A 19,161-nucleotide genomic window follows, 5' to 3' on the forward strand; every position below is an offset into this window, starting at 1 on the left:
TTTTCCTATATTTTCAGGCTATATCCTAAAACCGATAAGCTAAACCAATAGAAGGTGAGAATGCCGTAGATTTATATTTTCCACCAAACGACTCATCCTGCCCCGTCACCACGTTCTTGTATGGATATTTCCCGTCCCTGTCAAATCCTTGAATATACAAGAAGGCTACATCAATCTGTAAATTCTTGTAAGGCTCGAATGTCAACCCGGCAGAAATACCCAACTTATTCATACCCGGAGTTTCCGGATTATACAAGTTTTTCCGAATCGGGGATTGGTCAAAATAAACTCCCGCACGAACATCCAAACGCTTCGTGGCTTTATAGCTGGCACCCAAACGATAAGTCATCGCATTCTTGTAATTCTTCTCCGCCTTGATCGGGGCTATTCCCAATTCTGCCTCGTTGAAATACACGTTCAATGAATCATAAGCACTCCAACCCACGTATTGCAAATCCAACGCCAATTCCCAACGGTCTGTCGGACGGTAACTTACCCCCAATGTTGTGTTGGAAGGTAACGGAAGCTCTGCATGGAATGAGCCTTGGTCGTATTTTGGAATAGAGATATTCGGTATATTTATACCAGCTCCAGCTAACGCTTCTCCATACTTTGCCATCAATAACTCCATCTGACCAAACATATTCTCGATATTTCGATTAGAATAACTCAATTCTGCATCACCCTCTTTTACCCGCATTTTGATTTTTGAACGATAAGATAATCCGATAGTCACCTTATCACAAACATCATACATGACTCCCACGTTAAACCCTGCTCTCATATGAGCATTCCCCTCCAACCGAGCATAAGCTGGAGGAACGGTTGTATTTTTCATCAACAGCACCATATCCTGTAATCCTTGCTTCTCGGTGTCAGTTAAAGGAAGACGATCTAAATAAGGCAACAAACCTTCCAAAGTACCACCTAATCCTTGAAAATCCTTTGCCCCCATCAATCCACGGGAAAGATTCACGTTACCCCAAGCCAATTGCAATCCGACACCGATACTCAACTTATCGGTAATCTTGTAAGAAAGCGTAGGTTGTATCACGTAAGATTTCAAGCTAATATCTTGAATCAAATCAGCACCAGCCCAATGTTTCGGCCATTTTAATGAACTCCCGTAAGGAGTCGTCAAGCTAATACCCGCTGCCAAATTATCGTAAATCTTGAACCCGGCATAAGCGTATAACGGCGTACTCACCGGATTATCTGTTTTAACAGAATATCCCGCATTACTATATTTTGCTTTCGCCATTACTGCCGAAATCCCAAGTGAAAAATCCATATTTGTTTTCAAGAACACCAATCCCGCCGGATTGAAATGCATACTCTCCGCACCTAACTTCATACCGACACCCACGTGTCCCATTCCGGTCTGTTTCGTGCTCAACAAATTTACCTGATATCCCTCGGCAAAAGCCGACAGGCTCAAAATAGAAGTCATTACTAATACGACTAATTTCTTCATACTATCTTCTTTACATTATTACTAAACTATCCCTTGATGAAATACAAGATAGTCATTTTTAAATTTTAAGGCACAAAAATAACATTCGCCCCCTCAAGTTGTTTCTACTTTACGGTATGCAACAAAAATTGGTTACCTTTGTGCCCAAAATAGACACACCATGATAACCTTTGAAATAGACACCGAATACATCGAGTTGATAAAACTCCTCAAAGCCACCCGTATCGCCGAAAGCGGTGCCATGGCTAAAATCCTCGTCGAAACCGGCGAAGTCACCCGCAACGGTGAACCCGAATTCCGCAAACGAGCAAAAATCACGAAAGGTGAAATCATCACCGCCCTCGGGCAAAGCGTGCAAGTGATATAATAAATAAGCCGGCTGTTCATTATAGTAGCCGGCTTATTTGTTATACTTCTATCTTTTATGCTTATTCCATTCCTTATTCTCATTCCCGAATGAAGAAACCCATCCCGAGAATTGCGAACAAACTTGATCTATTCTCCTATCTTTCTCACGTTCCAACGGGAAATCAAACAATTCTCCAATAATTTATGTATCGCAAAGGGGAAATTATTACCCGAAATGAAATAAGTACCCTTTTTCAATTGAGTCCACATCATTTCTTACATGACGCCATTCTATCAAACATTTATTTCACTAAAAAAGAAAAACGTTTGATAGTTATCGACTATCAAACGTTTCATGTACCCAAGACAGGACTCGAACCTGCACAGCCTTAAGGCCACTAGTCCCTGAAACTAGCGTGTCTACCAATTCCACCACTTGGGCATAGTATCGAAGAACTTTGGAAAAAAAACCTTGCAACTACCTGCTGCAAGGTCTCCCACTTTCATTGTTGTCCCACAAGGATTCGAACCTTGACTGACAGAACCAAAATCTGCTGTGCTACCATTACACAATGGGACAATCATCATGTCAATTCAACAACCATTTGTTATTTTGACGCTGCAAATGTAGAGCATTTTTTTATTTCACCAAAACAAAATGCAGAAAAATTAAAAGAAAATTGCTATTTTCGTGCGGTTGAAAAGGAACAAATTTAGGATATCCTTGATTACTAACAAGAAATATAAATTCAAAGAAGGAGAAGCATGTGCAACATTAAAAATCACCCCTCGTTAAGTTACAGGTTCATCAATAATGTCACCGGATGGGTGGCGTTCATGATCGCCAGTATCACTTACATTCTTACGGCAGAACCGACAGCCAGCTTATGGGACTGCGGCGAGTTTATCACGACATCAGTCGGACTACAGGTAGGGCACCCTCCCGGGGCTCCCTTGTTCATGATTATTTCACGGCTGTTCGCTATTTTTGCCCCATCCCCGGAAACACAGGCTTATATGATCAACATCATGTCGGCATTATGCTCGGGCTTCACGATATTGTTCCTATTTTGGACAATCACGCATCTAGCCAAGAAAGTGGTGGTAAAAAAAGACGAGGATTACACCCCGGGACAATTGTATGCCATCATGGGTGCAGGATTGATCGGTGCGTTATGCTACACGTTTAGCGACACGTTCTGGTTCTCCGCCGTGGAAGGCGAAGTTTACGCCATGTCGTCGTTGTTCACTGCCGTTGTGTTCTGGGCTATCCTGAAATGGGAAAACGTGGCTTTTCAACCTTACGCCAACCGCTGGTTGGTATTTATCGCATACATGATCGGGTTATCTATCGGGGTTCACTTGTTGAACTTGCTGGTTATTCCCGCAATCGTGTTTATTTATTATTTCAAGAAATACGAAACAACTAAATGGGGTGTCATTAAGGCTGCTGCTATATCCTGCGTGATCCTCGGGGCTGTCCTGTGGGGCGTAATCCCGTACGTGATCATCATTGCCGGGTGGTTCGAGTTACTATTTGTCAATAGCCTTGGCTTGCCGTTCAACTCGGGTGTTGCTGTTTACGCTGTTCTCCTCATTGGAGGACTGGCTTATGGAATCTATTACACGTTGAAACACAATCACACGGTAGTCAACACGATTCTGACCTGCTTCGTGGTTATGCTGATCGGCTATTCTTCTTACGCTATGGTTGTTATCCGTTCCGTGAGCAATCCCCCGATTGACGAAAATAGCCCGGACAACGTATTTGCGCTCCTGTCTTATATAAGCCGTGACCAGTACGGGCAAGAGCCGCTAGTATACGGACCTTATTATAACGCTCCTGTCATTGACATCGAGGAAGGCGGTCCGATCTATTACCAAAACGAGAAAACAGGGAAGTATGATGTTGTGGGATACAAGACCGAATTGAAGTACGATCCTCGTTTCTGCACCGTATTGCCGCGTATGTACAGTACGGCACGCGACCCGCAAGCCTATATCGAATGGGTGGGACAACCTGCCGGTCCGATGTACTCCGTGGACGGGCAAACCCGCCAAAAACCGACTTTCGGGCAAAATCTGAAATTCATGTTCCGTTACCAGCTCGGGCACATGTATCTAAGGTATTTCATGTGGAACTTCTCGGGGCGACAGAATGATATTCAAGGACACGGAGACCCACGCTACGGGAACTGGATCACGGGTATTCCCTTTGTCGACAATATACTCGTGGGCAACCAAAGCGTGATGCCTGACACGTTGAAAAACGACAAGGCAAACAACAAATATTTTATGCTGCCCTTCATTCTCGGGTTACTGGGTATGTTCTACCAGTACCAGCGAGGGCAGCAAGGGAAGAAAGACTTTTGGGTGGTCATGCTGCTCTTTTTCCTCACGGGTATCGCCATCGTGCTCTACCTGAACCAGTATCCTTACCAGCCGCGGGAACGGGATTACGCTTATGCGGGATCGTTCTACGCTTTTGCCATCTGGGTTGGATTCGGGGTACTCTACCTTTGGGAGATTCTCCGCAAGAAGATGGAACCCCGCAATGCCGCTATCGCAGTGACGGCTGTCTGCCTGCTTGCCGTACCGGTGAACATGGCTGCACAAAACTGGGACGACCACGATCGTAGCGGGCGCTATGCCGTGATCGCGCATGCGAAGAACTACCTGAGCACGTGCGCCCCGAACGCCATCCTGTTCACATATGGGGATAATGACACCTTCCCGTTGTGGTACGCCCAAGAGGTGGAAGGTTTCCGCCGGGACGTGCGCATCGTGAACCTGAGTTTGCTCGCCGGTGACTGGTATATCGACCAAATGAAACGGAAAGCATATGAATCCCCCGGTGTACCGATCTCTTTCACGAAAGACGAATACCATGCGGGAGTACGCGATTTCGTGGCTATCGAGGAGAGAACCGAAAAACCGTTCAGTATCGCTGAAGTGATGGATTTCGTTGCTCAAGACGGCGCAGAATACAAAACACGCCGCTACCAGGGCGAACCTTTGAATTATATCCCGACAAGAAACCTCTATCTCCCTGTGGATAAAGAGAAAGTACTTGCCAACGGCACCGTGCAACCGGAGGACGCCGATGAAATCGTGGACAAGGTAGAAATTAAACTGACTGGAAACTCCCTGAACAAATCGCAACTCATGGTGCTAGACATCCTGGCGACCAACAACTGGGAACGCCCCGTGTACTTCGGTATTGGAATGGGACAAGACAGCTACATGGGCTTCGATAAATATTTCCAGCTGGAAGGAGCGGGCTACCGGGTTGTTCCGATCAAAACGGACGAAAAGAACGCTTACTACGAGTTCGGTCGCATCAACTCAAACGTGTTGTACGACAACCTGATGAATAAATTTATCTGGGGAAATATCAAAGACCCGCAAGTAAACATTGACCATTTTCACGACAACACGATCGCAGTGATGAAATACCGGAATACCTTCTTGCGCCTAGCCCAAAAGCTAGTAGAAGAAGCCGTGAAAGAAACCGTGATGCTCAAGGACTCCGTGGTGAATGAAATCATCGATTCATCGAAAATGCAAGAAGCCGTGAAGGTTCTTGATAAATCGCTGGAAGAAATTCCTTTATATCAAGTTCCTGCTGATAACTTCTTGTTGTATTATATCCCGATCTATTACACGGCGGGAGAAAACGAAAAAGCAAACGACCTGGCATGGGCTCTTGCCATGGATAACGCCCAAACGTTGAGATACATCCAGGCGCAGTCAACTAACCGCAGAAAAATGCTGGAAAGAGACGAACAAAATAGTATGTATATCCTGCGTATGTTGATGGATTGGGCAAGAAGCAGTGGTGAAGACGCTTTCGCACAAGAAATACAAAGCATGGTGGAGAACACGTTGACCGGAAAGCCCGTAACGAGTAACCGGATAAACAAGAACTTCCCGATGAATAGTAAAATGAATAAAAGATAAAAAGGGGGATCCCCCTTTTTACAATCTATAAAGTCCATAAACTTAAAAACACAATGATCACAATCGACCACATAAAAGAACTGGCAGAAAGAGGTGAAGCATTGAGGAGGTATCTTTGACATCGACGGGAAGAAGATACAACTCGCTGAAGAAGAATTAAGAACGCAAAACCCTTCCTTGTGGGACAACCCGAAGGAAGCAGAAACCCTGATGAAAAAGGTTCGGGAACTGAAATCCTGGATCGAGGGATACGAGCAAGTGACCGCCGCAGTGGGAGATCTGCAAGTACTGTTCGACTTCGCCAAGGAAGGCGAAGCTACCGAGGAAGAGGTGGATGCGCAATACAAGGAAACCGTACGGATTCTGGAAGACATTGAAATGAAAAATATGTTGCGCCGGGAAGAAGACCACTTTGGTGCTATCATGAAGATCAATTCCGGAGCCGGGGGAACCGAGAGCATGGACTGGGCAAGTATGCTCTACCGAATGTACGTGCGCTGGGGAGAATTAAACGGCTACAAGGTGAAACACGTGGATTACCAGGAAGGCGAAGAAGCGGGTATCAAATCGGCAACCATTGAATTCGAGGGGGATTACGCTTACGGTTACCTGAAATCGGAGAACGGAGTGCATCGCCTCGTGCGGTTGTCGCCTTACAACGCCTCGAACAAACGGATGACATCTTTTGCCTCCGTGTTTGTCTATCCCGCCGTGGACGACACGATCGAGATCACGATCAATCCCGCGGATATCAGCTGGGACACATTCCGAAGCGGAGGTGCCGGAGGACAGAACGTGAACAAGGTGGAGACCGGAGTACGATTGCGCCACGCCCCCACGGGCATCATGATCGAGAACACGGAATCCCGTTCTCAGTTGCAAAACAGGGAGAATGCCATGCGGTTGTTGAAAGCTCAATTGTACGAACTGGAACTCAGGAAACGGCAGGAGGAACTGGACAAGATCGAAGGCACGAAAAAGAAGATTGAATGGGGTTCTCAAATCCGTAGTTACGTGTTTGACGACCGCCGGGTGAAAGACCACCGCACCAACTACCAGACATCCGACGTGCAAGGCGTGATGGACGGAGAAATCAACGAATTCATCAAGGCTTACCTGATGATGTTCGGCGGTGAAGAGAAATCACAGAATCCATAAACTTTAAATTTCCATCATGGACTTCAGTAACTGTAAAATATTGATCGTCGGGGATGTGATGCTCGACAAATACTATTTCGGAAAGGTAGAACGGATTTCGCCGGAAGCCCCCGTACCAATCGTGAATATCGTGCGGGAAGAATCACGACTAGGCGGAGCCTCCAACGTGGCGAACAATATCAGCAGTCTTGGCGGACAAGCGATCTTATGCGGAGCCGTGGGGTACGATTTTTTCGGAAAGGAAATCGAACGGATGGCGCACCGCAAGGGAATCCGAACGGAATTTATCAAAACGGAACAACCCACGATCACGAAAGCCCGGATCATCGGGGGACGCCAACAAATCGTACGTCTGGATTACGAACAACACCTGGAAATTCCCGAGAAGACAAAAGAGGAATTTAAAGTACAATTGGAAAAACTAATCCATGAAATTCCTACCCTCGTGATCTCCGACTACGGGAAAGGCATGGTTTCCGAGGAATTTTGCACGTTCCTAATCACAGTGGCAAAACAACACGAGGTTAAAGTTATCGTGGATCCTAAGGGACAAAACTGGGCAAAATACACTGGGGCTGACCTTATCACGCCGAACGTGAAGGAACTCGGGGACATCATCGGGCATCCCGTCGACAATGACGATCATGCGGTAGAAACTTCTGCGAAAGAAATCATCCGGCAATACGGGCTGGAAGCCATACTTGTCACCCGGAGCGAAAAAGGTATGAGTTTAGTCAACAAACAAGAAACCATACATATTCCGACACACTCGCAGGAAGTGTTCGACGTGAGCGGAGCCGGGGACACGGTAGTTGCCGCCTTGGCATTAGCCCTGACTGCAGGCAATGGCATAAAAGAATCTATCCGTATAGCTAACATTGCGGCAGGCATCGTGGTACAAAAGATAGGAACTGCGACCCTGACAGCTGAAGAACTGGAAAAAGCGATGTAAAAAGAGTTTATAAAGTTCATAAAGCCATTCCATAGAATGATACTTTATAAACTTTATAAATTACTTTATTTTGGAAATGAAGTACTTCAAAAACGTAAGGTCTTCGGTAAGTTCCGGGTGAAATGAAGTTACCAGCATATTTCCTTCTTCTGCCGCAACCACGTGCCCGTCCACTTCACACAATACTTTTACCCCATTCTCGACTTTCGTGATATAAGGAGCACGAATAAATACCAACTCTATCTCTTTTGAAGAGACAGCCGGAATCACTTGTTTCGTGGAAAAACTATCAATCTGGCTACCGTAAGCATTACGCCGCACGGCTATATTCATAACACCCAAGTGGGTCACCGAATCATTCACCAGTTCTTTCGCCAACAAGATCATGCCCGCGCAAGTACCCCAAACCGGCAGTCCCCCGATGATCTTTTCACGCAAAGGAGCCATCAGTCCCGTGCGATTCAGAAGTTTACCCATGGTCGTACTCTCCCCTCCCGGCAAGATTATCGCATCGATGACATCCAATTGCTCCGGGTATCTCACGATCACTGGTTCATGCCCTAACGCTTCAATCTGACGCTCATGCTCGATGATTGCACCTTGAAATCCTAAAATACCTATCTTTTTCATTGCCATAAAAATTACAAAATTCATTCGGCAGGCAAAATGCCTGCCGAATGAATTTTTTAACCTATTATTACCAGCCTCTCTCGGCGTATTTGTTCTCCAATTTGGAAATCTCTAACCCGGACATCGGTTCGCCCAAGTTCTCGGATAATTCAGCCAATTTAACCGGGTCGTTGTAGTAAGTCGTGGCTAAAACGATAGCTCTTGCTCTCTTGGCAGGATCACCGGATTTGAAAATACCGGAACCCACGAAGACTCCCTCGCAACCCAATTGCATCATCAAAGCAGCATCGGCAGGAGTGGCAATACCACCGGCTGCAAAGTTCACCACGGGCAATTTCCCGTTCTCATGTACGAATTTCACGAGATCGTAGGGAGCTCCCATTTCTTTGGCAAGCGTCATCAATGCCTCTGCCGGAGCAGCTTGTACCTGATGGATATCATTGTTCAACTGACGCATATGTCTTACAGCTTCAACCACGTTTCCTGTTCCGGCTTCACCCTTAGTACGAATCATGGAAGCACCTTCACCGATACGTCTCAAGGCTTCGCCCAAGTTACGGCATCCGCAAACAAAAGGCACCTGGAATTGAGTTTTGTCCACGTGATACAAATCATCAGCAGGCGTTAATACCTCACTCTCGTCAATATAATCGATGCCAATGGCTTCCAATATCTGGGCTTCTACGAAATGACCGATTCTCACTTTAGCCATTACAGGAATAGACACGGCGTTCTTGATCGCCTTAATCATTTGCGGATCTGACATTCTGGCGACACCGCCATCTTTACGAATATCCGACGGCACTCTTTCCAGTGCCATAACAGCACATGCCCCGGCAGCCTCGGCAATCTTTGCCTGTTCAACATTGGTTACATCCATGATAACCCCACCTTTGAGCATTTGCGCCAAATTCTTGTTTAATTCATATTTTCCCATAAGGTTCTTCTTTAGAAGGTTAAAACTTATAATAAACAATTGAAAACTAACTTCTTAATTGGGAGATTGATTTAAATGCAAACGTTTTTCCCCGCTTTAAGTAGTTTTCTCAAACGGGGAACAAATATACAATATTTGATGAAAAGAAAAGTATTTCAAGAGACTTTTTCGGACAAATACATCTTTCTGATTGTTACAAATTATAATCTAATCAGTTACAATTTACAACAACCGTCCATCCATAAGTTACGACCTGTAACATTCTGCCTGTTAACCAGGCTTATAGATAGGTTTTCAATCGTTTACAACGATATGTGCTCTTTAATTTTCTAATAGACTTCGATTTAATTTGACGTACTCTCTCGCTGGTGAGCCCCACCCGATCGCCGATCTCTTCCAGGGACATGGCAGTGTAACCGCCCAACCCGTAGTACATACGCAAGATCGTGGCATCCCGCTCATCCAGTGTGGATAGATAACGGTCTATCTCCGTTCGCAACGAATCGGCATTCAATTCCCTCTCCGCCTCCGGCACGGAGTTGTCGTTGGTAATCATCACGTCGTACAAGCTGGACGAATCCTCATCATTTGTCAAAGGAGCATCCATCGACAAGGGACGACTCGCTATCCGCATACTGTCCTTCACTTCTTTTTCCGGTATATCCATCTCCTGGGCGATTTCCTCGGCTGTCGGCTCCCGTTGAAACTCTTGTTCCAGCCGGAAGAAGAACTTGTTCACCTTGTTGATATTACTGATCTTATTCAAAGGTAAACGTACCAAACGCGAGTTTTCGGCTATCGCCTGCAAGATGGACTGGCGAATCCACCACACGGCATAAGAAATGAATTTGAAACCTTTCGTCTCATCAAAGCATTCTGCCGCTTTGATCAAACCAAGATTCCCCTCGTTAATCAAATCACCCAGGCTCATGCCGTTGTTTTGATATTGCTTCGCCACAGAAACCACGAAACGAAGATTGCTCTTCACCAGAAGCTCGCGTGCGGCTTTGTCCCCGGCTCGTATTTTCTTAGCTAGCGCAACCTCCTCGTCCGGCGACAACACGTCGATCTTTCCAATCTCCTGCAAATACTTTTCGATCGAGAAAGAATCCCTGCCAGTGATTTGTTTGCTGATTTTTAACTGTCTCATAGGTCTCTTTGTAAATTGGCTTAAAGTTAATAATCTAATTCAATAAAACAAATATTAGAGTATGTTTTTTCATATCTTCCTTGAAAAAGTATACGACAAAATACTAACTTTGTTGTGATAAACTTCAAATTAACCGAAGATAATTTCCCGATTTTCTTTGGCACAATAAAAAAAATACCTAATTTTGCAGTCCGAAGTGAGAAAATAATAACATAAGATGATATCATAATGAAACGTACATTTCAACCATCCAACAGAAAGAGAAGAAACAAACATGGTTTCAGAGAAAGAATGTCTACCGCTAATGGTAGAGCAGTTCTAGCTAGAAGAAGAGCTAAAGGAAGAAAAAAACTGACTGTTTCTGACGAGCGCAGACACAAACACTAATATAAAAAAGCTGCTTTGAAAGCAGCTTTTTTTATGTCATTTCCCTTCCTGTTCCTTTGCCGATTTCCCGGCGTTGAATACAAACGTTTTTTTCCTACCCGCCGTAGTTCCACAACTACAACAATCGCCGCATCCGCCTTTCTTGCGAGCCGAACGAAATAACCGATAGACACTTCTCCCTGCGAAGACCAACGCCACGGCAATAATAATATATGTCAATATAATTTGCATCACCTTTACATCAACAAGTCCAATATTTGTTTTAGCACGAAACAAACGACCCACGCCAGCACGGTCGTGTATCCCATGACGAAGAATGCCCATTTCGCCCCGATTTCCTTCCCGGTTGCGATCAACGCCGCAAAACAGGGAGAATAGAGTAACACGAAAATAATAAACACGATAGCCACGACAGGTATAAACCCATGCTCCCGCATACGCATCGCCAGTGTTGAGTTCGAGGCTTCATCGTCCTCCATCACTTCTTCCCCTTGATAAAGCACTGCCATCGTGCTTACCACGATTTCCTTGGCAGCGACCCCGGTCAGCAAACTCACACCAGCCTTCCAATCAAAGCCCAGAGGTGCCCAGATGGGTTCCATAGCCCGTCCGATACGGCTGATATATGAATTTTCCTGACGCTTGGTCACTTCCTGCCGATGCAGGCTTTCCAGCTTGTCTTCCCGTTCATTTTTCAATCGCGCAACATCACCGGTACCCGAAGCAATCTCGACCTCGTAGGCTGCAACGACCTCCGCTTTTTGCCGATCGTATTCCGTTTCCAACTCCTTATCCACCGGGAAATATCCCAAAGCCCAAATCAATATGGAAGCAAACATGATGATTCCTCCCATCTTTTTCAGGTATTGCTCCCCTTTACTCCACATATGGCGAACCGTGGTACGCAAAGTCGGCATACGATAAGGCGGAAGTTCCATCACGAAAGGCACTTCCTGTTTATGGAAAAGCAACCGCTTAAACAATTTCGCCATCACGATTGCCGCAATAATACCCACCAGATAAATCCCGAACAATACCAATGCCGCATACTCCTTGAAGAAAGCCCCGACCAGTAAAATATACACCGGAAGGCGGGCGCTACAAGACATAAAGGGATTAATCAATATCGTTAATATCCGATCGCTACGATTCTCCAGCATACGCGTAGACATGATTGCCGGCACGTTACACCCGAAGCCCATAATCATCGGAATAAAACTCTTCCCGTGAAGACCGATCTTGTGCATGATCTTATCCATGATAAACGCCGCACGCGCCATATATCCCGTATCTTCCATAAAAGAAATGAACAGGAACAGAATTAATATATTCGGCAAGAACACGATCACGCTGCCGACTCCGCCGATAATTCCGTCTACCAGCAAGTCCTTCAGCGGTCCCGCACTCATGTGAGTATCCACAAATTCCCCCAAGGCTCCCACTCCCGCCTCGATCCACTCCATGGGATAACTCCCAAGGCTGAAGGTGGCAAAGAATGTTGTAAACAAAAACAACAGGAATATCGGGAACCCGAATAATTTATGCGTCACGATAGCATCTATATATTCCGTTTTACGCCGCCGATTGACGGGACTTTCCCGGTAAGTTTCTTTCAAAGCACCGGAGATAAAGCCGTATTTCGTGTCGGTAACCACCGCCTCCACGCTCTCGCCGAACGTGGACTCTATACGGCAGACATTCTCTTGTACTGTATCCATCAATTTTTCCCGGAATTTATCCTGTTGCACGAAACGCATGATTTCTTTATCGCCCTCGAGTAACATCAACGACATGAAACGGGGTGACATATGGCAAGTCAGTTCTTTTTCCTTCTCCAATTCGGCTCGAATAGCAACAATTCCATCCTCAATCTCTTTCCCGTAATTAATATGGATATGCCGCACGATCTCGCTTCTTCCCTCGTACACCTCGATAACTTCTTCCAGTAATTCCTTCACGCCTTTTCCTTTCGAACCGATGGTCGGCATCATCGGCATCCCGATCATCTTCCCCATCTCCCGGTAATTGAAAGTCGCACCCGAACGTTCCAGCTCGTCGTACATATTCAAGGCGATTACACCCTTTACGTCCATATCGATCAACTGGGTAGACAAGTAAAGATTACGTTCCAGATTAGAAGCATCGACCACGTTGATCACCACGTCGGGAGCATGGTTCATAATATATTCCCGCACGTATTTTTCCTCGTTTGAATATGCAGATATAGAATAAGTACCCGGCAAGTCCACCACGTTGAACTCGTAGCCGTTAAAACGGAAACTCGCTTTCTTGGCATCCACGGTCACTCCCCCGTAATTCCCGACGTGTTCTTGCGAACCGCTCATGTAATTGAATAAGGTAGTCTTTCCCGCATTCGGGTTTCCCACGAAAGCCACGTGAATATGTTTGTCCCGTCCTTCCCAGTGTTTTGCAAAAGCTTCTTCCGCATCCCTTGCCGTAGCCTCAATACCTACAATATCACTGGCTTCTGCCAAAGAAACGATCTCGATAAAAGCCGCTTCCTGCCGCCTCAAAGAGATCTCGTAACCCATGATCGCGTACTCGATAGGATCGTTCAAAGGGGCGTTCTTTACAGCCTTTACCACTTTCCCCCGCACAAATCCCATTTCATTCAGACGTTTACGGAATGCCCCGTATCCTTTCACTTTCGTTATCACGGCGCTCTCGCCGGTCTTCAATTCTGACAATAACATATCTGCATCTTTCTGGTTTCGCGAAACAAAGGTAGGATATTATTTTTATTTTTTCTAAATAAACACAGAAAAATATCGATACACGAAAAAGGAGCCACGAATATTCATGGCTCCCTTTTCAACATCTATTTATAATAATCGTATGAAAATACTATTTTTTCAAAGTTTCTAAAGCAACCAATAAAGCTTGGTAATGCGGACGATCATCTTTATGGGCAGTAAGAACCTTAGATTTCACTAAATTAAGTATTTTAACATACATCGTCGTATAATGAGCCAAAGACTCGTCATACAATTGTGCGTTCACTTCCTTTTGGAATCCATAACCATAAGTGTCACCGAATTGATGCAATTTCAATTGCTCCATAACAACTCCATTGCCATACTCTTGCTCGATGGCCGATAATTGCTCTTTAAAACAAGCCAAGAATCCACTTTCGTCCAAACCATACGCGAACACCTCTTCAATAGAAGGCGTGTAGGCTGCCACGTTCGTCAATTTTTTGCTAGTTCCTTTCAACGTCTGCACCTGTTTTGCAAATTCAGCCAATACTCCGCGTTGCATAGTCTTTTCCAGGTCCGTCAACTTCTTACCCTTAATCGTGTTGGCAAATACGGCAGAATACAAGTCATTATAATAATCAGCTTGCGTGTAATCACCTCCGGCTACATGCGAAGAAACAAGTACTTTCGCATCTGCCTTCAGTATATTCTGCATCACCAATCCGTATACTTTATCGTTTACTTGAGTAGCGGATAAACCGAATTTAGAAACCACATCTTTATTTTTCAACCATTCGCTATCACACAATTGTTTCACTACCCATTTCAAAGAAGCACTTTGGCATTTTGCATCCACGGCTTGATAACGAGCTCCCGGAGTTCCGTCTTTCACTTCCGTCAGATAAATACCTCCCACGTTATACAACACGTTCATCAAATAACGATAATATTGCGTAACAATACCTTCATACAAGAACTGACGATGAGCGGTAGAAGCGTCATCCGCAATCCACTCATTCAAATGAGCCATAATATATTTCAGATTCTTGATACCATATTCGCTGGCTTTCATCGGGTCGTCTCCCAAATCTTCCTCCACGGCACTCGGATCATAACGAGCATAAACTTGCTGTCTTCCATAACGATAACGAGGATCTCCGGCTTTTTCATCTACCCATGATTCCAAGATTTTAGCCTCTTCTCTTACATCCAAATTACCGGCAATGGGAGAGTACAACCATTTTATAGCGTATTCGTCATAGCAACCAAGTACAGGAGGTGTTAACTTCAGACCTTTATCCCCGGGCTGTGCCACATAGTTAAAGCGGGCATAATCCATAATTGAAGGAGTCGTTCCATATTTCTGTGTAAACGATGCACTCCGCAAAGAATCCACTGGGTAAGCATGGGAAGCTGACATATTATGCATCAATCCCAACGTGTGTCCGATCTCGTGAGCTACCACGTATTCCAAAGACTCGTCCAACACTTCTTTAGGCAGTTTTTTAGCACGCACGCGAGGGTCTATTTGCGCCGTCTGCGTGAAACGCCACATGTTATTCAATTTCACCACGTCGTTATAAACCAACACGGAAGCGTTTATAATTTCTCCCGTTTTCGGATCTACCCAAGACGGTCCCATGGCATTCATCGTTTTCACTGGGGAATAACGGATACAAGAATATTTCAAGTTATCCGGATCAAAATTAGGGTCTTCTTCTGCCGTCGGGAAGTCTCGCACTTGAAGGGCATTTTTAAAACCGATCTTCTCGAATGCTTGGTTCCATCTCAAAACAGCTTTGCGAATCGGTTCTTTCCACCCTTCCGGGAAAGTATTGTCAACATACCAAACAATAGGTTTCACCGGTTCCACTAACTCTCCTCGTTCCCATGCACGCATATCCTTAGGCTCCAAACGCCAACGATTGGCAAACGTATAGGATTGAATTCCATCCTCCTCGGTTGAAATACGTTGCTTTCCTGTCAAGAAAATACCGATACGGGAATCCGAGATTCTCGGTTTCATCCGATCCTTGTCTTCCGGCAACAACAACACGGTACGAGTCACCTTGTTAGAAACATCTCCTAAGTTAATTGTAAAAATAAACAAAGAAGCACTCACGGAATGGGTCGTGTTGGTCGCGATGGATACATTATCCTCGAATGCTTTCATTTCTCCTAAAGAAAACAACTCCGACTTAGGGGTAGCACTGATAGAAATCATCCCGGAAGACATTTTCGAAATAGGAGCCAACTCGGGTACATTATCCACGAACAAGGACGACACGTTGAAAACAACGGCAGAACTGTCCGCATTATAAGCCTCAAGGGTAAACTTCTTCATGTAAGGATCGATATAATTTTCCTCTACAGCTTCTTTCAAATTAGCTTCTTTTTCGTTGTATTCCACGAGAGAATTTACACTCCTCAGGAAAATAGTACTATCCTGCAAATCGAACCTCACGTGTAACGGAGCAGAAGGCTTATACCCTACCGTGCACAAGGTCGGGCTACTCGTTTCAGAAATGGTAGAAGCAATCAACAATTCCCGTCCCATATATTTTACCGGATATTCGAAATACACCTTATTCCCGACACGGTGCAACGTGATAAAATCCCCCTTTACAGTTTTCACCCCCGGCTTTTTCAACAACTTGTCATACTTGCTTTCTTTCTTTGCCGGGGCTGCTTCCTCTGTTTTCCCTTTTTCTTTCTTCTTTTTCGAAGCTGCATACAGCGTGCCCCCAAGTGGCATCAAAAATAACGCCACCAACAACAATACAATACTTTTTTTCATAATTCTATTTTTTGTGATTTACTTTGTGTATAAGCATGATTGTGTTCATCATGCTTATACTGTTTTTATTGTATAAATAATTAATTCTTTAACAAATACCCCAACTCGACCAATTTGTTCCTCATCATCCGGAACTTTACCATCACCGGTTCAAACTCCCCGTACTCCTCTTCAAACTTCACTTCCGTATAAGTCAACACTTTATCAATATAAGAAGAGAGATCTATACTTTCCGTGGGTATCGATTCCACGCCACTTTTGCTATTGCAAGAAACGACAAAACCCAATTCCTCCTTACGTGTGAATTTCGTCCCTTGCAAAGCCTCTACTAAAGAGACAGCCGCATAAGACTCCATGCTAGAAGAATACTCTAACCCCTGCTTCAAACTTTTCGTTACGTTCAAAAATGCACTCTTCCAACCAGATTGGGCAGAGGATGACAACAAACCGGTAAAATAAGTCGTCAACGTTTTACTCGTGAACTTTTCTACTCCCAAAAACGGCAACGAATCCAAATTCACCGCGAAGGTGTTATATCCATAATAAGACTCAACTCTATTATATTCTCCCCACAAATTAACAGTTCCTATCGAATCCGCGAAGAAAAAAGCAGGCAAACGAGTTCCTTTTTCAAAACGAGCGAATATCTTATCCCTAAAACTCTCCAACACCGGAATCAATACCGACTCACGCACATCCTCGTCGACAAAATCGAGGATAGCACCGGAATAATTCGACGAAGTAGCCCCTCCCGGATAATAGAAGATTTTCAAACGTTCATAATACGTGTACGTGTTTCCCAACATATCCACTCGCTCCTCACTCCCGATCGTGTCGTTATAATACGTGGGTACCCCATAGTCCCGGAATATCTCGTAACGCAATTTATCCAGCGGATCATCCGAATCTTCAATAATCATCCATTCTTTCTCGTGACCGGAGGGCGTCAAATCATCTTCTTTGTCGCATCCCCAGATCAAGAGAAACATAAAAAACAATCCTATATAATACAACTTTTTCATCATATCAACACTTTAAAATTAATAACGTACCATTTCCCGTTCCGGACGAGCCTCGTTTTGCTCCAATTCTCCCTTGTTAAAAATAATCTCTTTCTGAGGCAACGGGAAGGCAAACACCACCTGATCTTTCTGCGTATCGATTTCGTAATATCCCACGGTGGTATAAAATCCCGCAACCGATGCGGCACCTTGCCACTCTCTCACGTCATGACGGATAACCTTCGTGAAAGGATGTTTTGCATTTACCGCGTAACGGCGCAAATCAAACCACCGGTGTCCCTCGTAACAAAGCTCCCGACGCCGCTCGCTCCGGACGAAAGCCACCAAATTCTCCCCGCTGGCAGCCATCTCGCTCTCGATCGCCGGCATATTCTCCGCAAGGAAACGTTTCTCCCGCAACACATTTAATGTCTGCTTCGCTCCGGATTCATCTCCCAAGATAGCTTGGGCTTCAGCTTTATTCAAGTAAGCCTCGGGCAAACGGAACAACATGTAATCTCCAATTCGTCCCGATGTTTCACGATTCTTCCAGCACAGGAATGCCGTTTTATCCCAATGGGCTGCCGTGAAGAAAATCTGCCGGCGTAAATCGTTCGCGTGATAGCAATTCAACAAATCTGCGGACGATTTGTAAGCGGAAGCCACAGAATATTTATAACCGAAACGACCGGCACTATCCGGTTGGTGTATCTGGTTCATGATATACCCGCCCATCGTGAAGACCGTTTCCGGGGAACTCTCGTATGTAAAACTATCTCCCGCTTTCAATCCATTAATGTCCAGAATCGAATGACGTCCCCGGGCAATGGCAGAATCTGCGTAAGCAATAGCATCCTCGTACTCCTCCATGTAAAGGCTTACCCGGCTCATCAATATACAAGCTGCCGTGTAATTTGCTTTATTCGGACGGGCAGGTGTCTGGGCATCCCGGAACGCCTCGACACTACGGCGCAAATCAGTGCGTATCTGGTCATACACCTCTTTCACCGAATTCCGGGAGAAGTATTTATCTTCAACCACTTCCGAGATCTTCAGCGGAACTCCCAACTCCCTTGCGGCACGCTCCTTGTTATAAGGTTGGGCGTAAATATTCACTAACCAATAGTAGTAATAAGCCCGCAGAAATCGGGCTTCTCCTTCCACCCGGTTCGCCAAAGTATCCTGAGCTCCCTCTCTCACGTCATCCAGCTCGTAAATAATCGAGTTCAACACGGCGATGCGTTTATACGCCTTGTTCCAATCATCTGCCGCATACTCTACAGCATCTTTATTTACAAAAGGATTGGGTTGCCACGTGTAAGCTGAAGCGGCATTTGCCCGTATCCAAGAATCTTTCTGACCATGATATCCCTCCGCGAATTCCGTTACATCATCATCCAACACGTGAATCCACGGGAAATAGCGACTCGTCTGAGACATGACCCGATTGGTGCTTCCCCCGTAATACATACTTTGAGAGAAACCCTCTTCATTAATATACGCTTCTCCTTTCAGCAATTCATCCAGATCCACTACACTCGACACGTAAGCTTGATTTTGAGAGGTCTCCTCGAAAAAATCTTCACAAGCCGTCAATGCACATCCGACAATCAACGCGAAAACAAATATTTTTAATGTATTCATAATTTC

14 protein-coding genes and 2 tRNA genes are annotated in these 19,161 nt (G+C 45.1%); 5 read left to right on the forward strand and 11 right to left on the reverse strand.

Features of this window, described 5'->3' with window-relative positions; translation table 11 throughout:
• Positions 1 to 25: 25 nt before the first annotated feature.
• Complete coding sequence (locus A3CY_RS0106940) at positions 26 to 1,474, reverse strand: OmpP1/FadL family transporter (protein WP_026207401.1); 1,449 nt, start codon at positions 1,472 to 1,474, stop codon at positions 26 to 28.
• Between the two features lie 160 nt (positions 1,475 to 1,634).
• Between A3CY_RS0106940 and A3CY_RS0106945 the strand changes: the two genes are divergently transcribed.
• Entirely contained in the window at positions 1,635 to 1,841 is a 207-nt protein-coding gene (locus A3CY_RS0106945; RefSeq protein ID WP_018337192.1) for an RNA-binding S4 domain-containing protein, read from the forward strand.
• Between the two features lie 339 nt (positions 1,842 to 2,180).
• Here A3CY_RS0106945 and A3CY_RS0106955 read toward each other — a convergent pair.
• Positions 2,181 to 2,264, reverse strand: a tRNA-Leu gene (locus tag A3CY_RS0106955).
• A gap of 67 nt (positions 2,265 to 2,331) precedes the next feature.
• A tRNA-Gln gene (locus A3CY_RS0106960) sits at positions 2,332 to 2,402 on the reverse strand.
• A 185-nt stretch (positions 2,403 to 2,587) separates the two neighbouring features.
• On the opposite strand from A3CY_RS0106960, the gene A3CY_RS0106965 reads away from it, so the two are divergent.
• The 3 genes from A3CY_RS0106965 (at position 2,588) to rfaE1 (ending at position 7,892) form a co-directional block, all read left to right on the forward strand.
• On the forward strand, positions 2,588 to 5,782 hold the full coding sequence (locus A3CY_RS0106965; RefSeq protein WP_018337194.1) for a glycosyltransferase family 117 protein: 3,195 nt from the start codon (positions 2,588 to 2,590) through the stop codon (positions 5,780 to 5,782).
• Between the two features lie 53 nt (positions 5,783 to 5,835).
• Positions 5,836 to 6,940 (forward strand): peptide chain release factor 2 gene (gene prfB / locus A3CY_RS0106970; RefSeq protein WP_155828207.1). Its coding sequence is split into 2 segments (ribosomal slippage): positions 5,836 to 5,898 and positions 5,900 to 6,940, totalling 1,104 coding nucleotides; the frame shifts between segments, so codons are not numbered across the junction.
• A 16-nt stretch (positions 6,941 to 6,956) separates the two neighbouring features.
• Positions 6,957 to 7,892 (forward strand): D-glycero-beta-D-manno-heptose-7-phosphate kinase, encoded by a 936-nt coding sequence (gene rfaE1, locus A3CY_RS0106975; protein WP_018337196.1) that lies wholly within the window; start codon positions 6,957 to 6,959, stop codon positions 7,890 to 7,892.
• Between the two features lie 60 nt (positions 7,893 to 7,952).
• Here rfaE1 and pdxT read toward each other — a convergent pair whose 3' ends face one another.
• The 3 genes from pdxT to A3CY_RS0106990 form a co-directional block, all read right to left on the reverse strand.
• Positions 7,953 to 8,522 (reverse strand): pyridoxal 5'-phosphate synthase glutaminase subunit PdxT, encoded by a 570-nt coding sequence (gene pdxT / locus A3CY_RS0106980; RefSeq protein ID WP_040371508.1) that lies wholly within the window; start codon positions 8,520 to 8,522, stop codon positions 7,953 to 7,955.
• 67 nt (positions 8,523 to 8,589) lie between these two features.
• Positions 8,590 to 9,459, reverse strand: coding sequence for a pyridoxal 5'-phosphate synthase lyase subunit PdxS (gene pdxS, locus A3CY_RS0106985; protein ID WP_018337198.1), 870 nt, complete (start codon positions 9,457 to 9,459; stop codon positions 8,590 to 8,592).
• A gap of 280 nt (positions 9,460 to 9,739) precedes the next feature.
• Positions 9,740 to 10,609, reverse strand: coding sequence for a sigma-70 family RNA polymerase sigma factor (locus tag A3CY_RS0106990; protein WP_018337199.1), 870 nt, complete (start codon positions 10,607 to 10,609; stop codon positions 9,740 to 9,742).
• 228 nt (positions 10,610 to 10,837) lie between these two features.
• Between A3CY_RS0106990 and rpmH the strand changes: the two genes are divergently transcribed.
• Complete coding sequence (gene rpmH / locus A3CY_RS22455; protein WP_071595963.1) at positions 10,838 to 10,996, forward strand: 50S ribosomal protein L34; 159 nt, start codon at positions 10,838 to 10,840, stop codon at positions 10,994 to 10,996.
• Positions 10,997 to 11,032: 36 nt separating this feature from the next.
• Here rpmH and A3CY_RS20420 read toward each other — a convergent pair whose 3' ends face one another.
• From A3CY_RS20420 to A3CY_RS0107015, 5 genes are all read right to left on the reverse strand, one after another.
• A complete protein-coding gene (locus tag A3CY_RS20420) occupies positions 11,033 to 11,227 on the reverse strand; it encodes a FeoB-associated Cys-rich membrane protein (protein ID WP_018337200.1) in 195 nt (64 codons plus the stop codon).
• Positions 11,228 to 11,232: 5 nt separating this feature from the next.
• Positions 11,233 to 13,710, reverse strand: a complete 2,478-nt coding sequence (gene feoB, locus A3CY_RS0107000; RefSeq protein ID WP_018337201.1) for a ferrous iron transport protein B — start codon at positions 13,708 to 13,710, stop codon at positions 11,233 to 11,235.
• A 151-nt stretch (positions 13,711 to 13,861) separates the two neighbouring features.
• A complete protein-coding gene (locus A3CY_RS0107005) occupies positions 13,862 to 16,510 on the reverse strand; it encodes a zinc-dependent metalloprotease (protein ID WP_018337202.1) in 2,649 nt (882 codons plus the stop codon).
• An 80-nt stretch (positions 16,511 to 16,590) separates the two neighbouring features.
• Entirely contained in the window at positions 16,591 to 17,535 is a 945-nt protein-coding gene (locus tag A3CY_RS0107010; RefSeq protein WP_018337203.1) for a hypothetical protein, read from the reverse strand.
• 15 nt (positions 17,536 to 17,550) lie between these two features.
• Positions 17,551 to 19,155 carry a RagB/SusD family nutrient uptake outer membrane protein gene (locus A3CY_RS0107015; protein WP_018337204.1) on the reverse strand — a complete coding sequence of 535 codons (1,605 nt, stop codon included), beginning with the start codon at positions 19,153 to 19,155 and terminating at the stop codon, positions 17,551 to 17,553.
• Positions 19,156 to 19,161: the final 6 nt, after the last annotated feature.

It is taken from the genome of Butyricimonas synergistica DSM 23225 (genome assembly GCF_000379665.1).
Taxonomy (GTDB): Bacteria; Bacteroidota; Bacteroidia; order Bacteroidales; family Marinifilaceae; genus Butyricimonas; species Butyricimonas synergistica.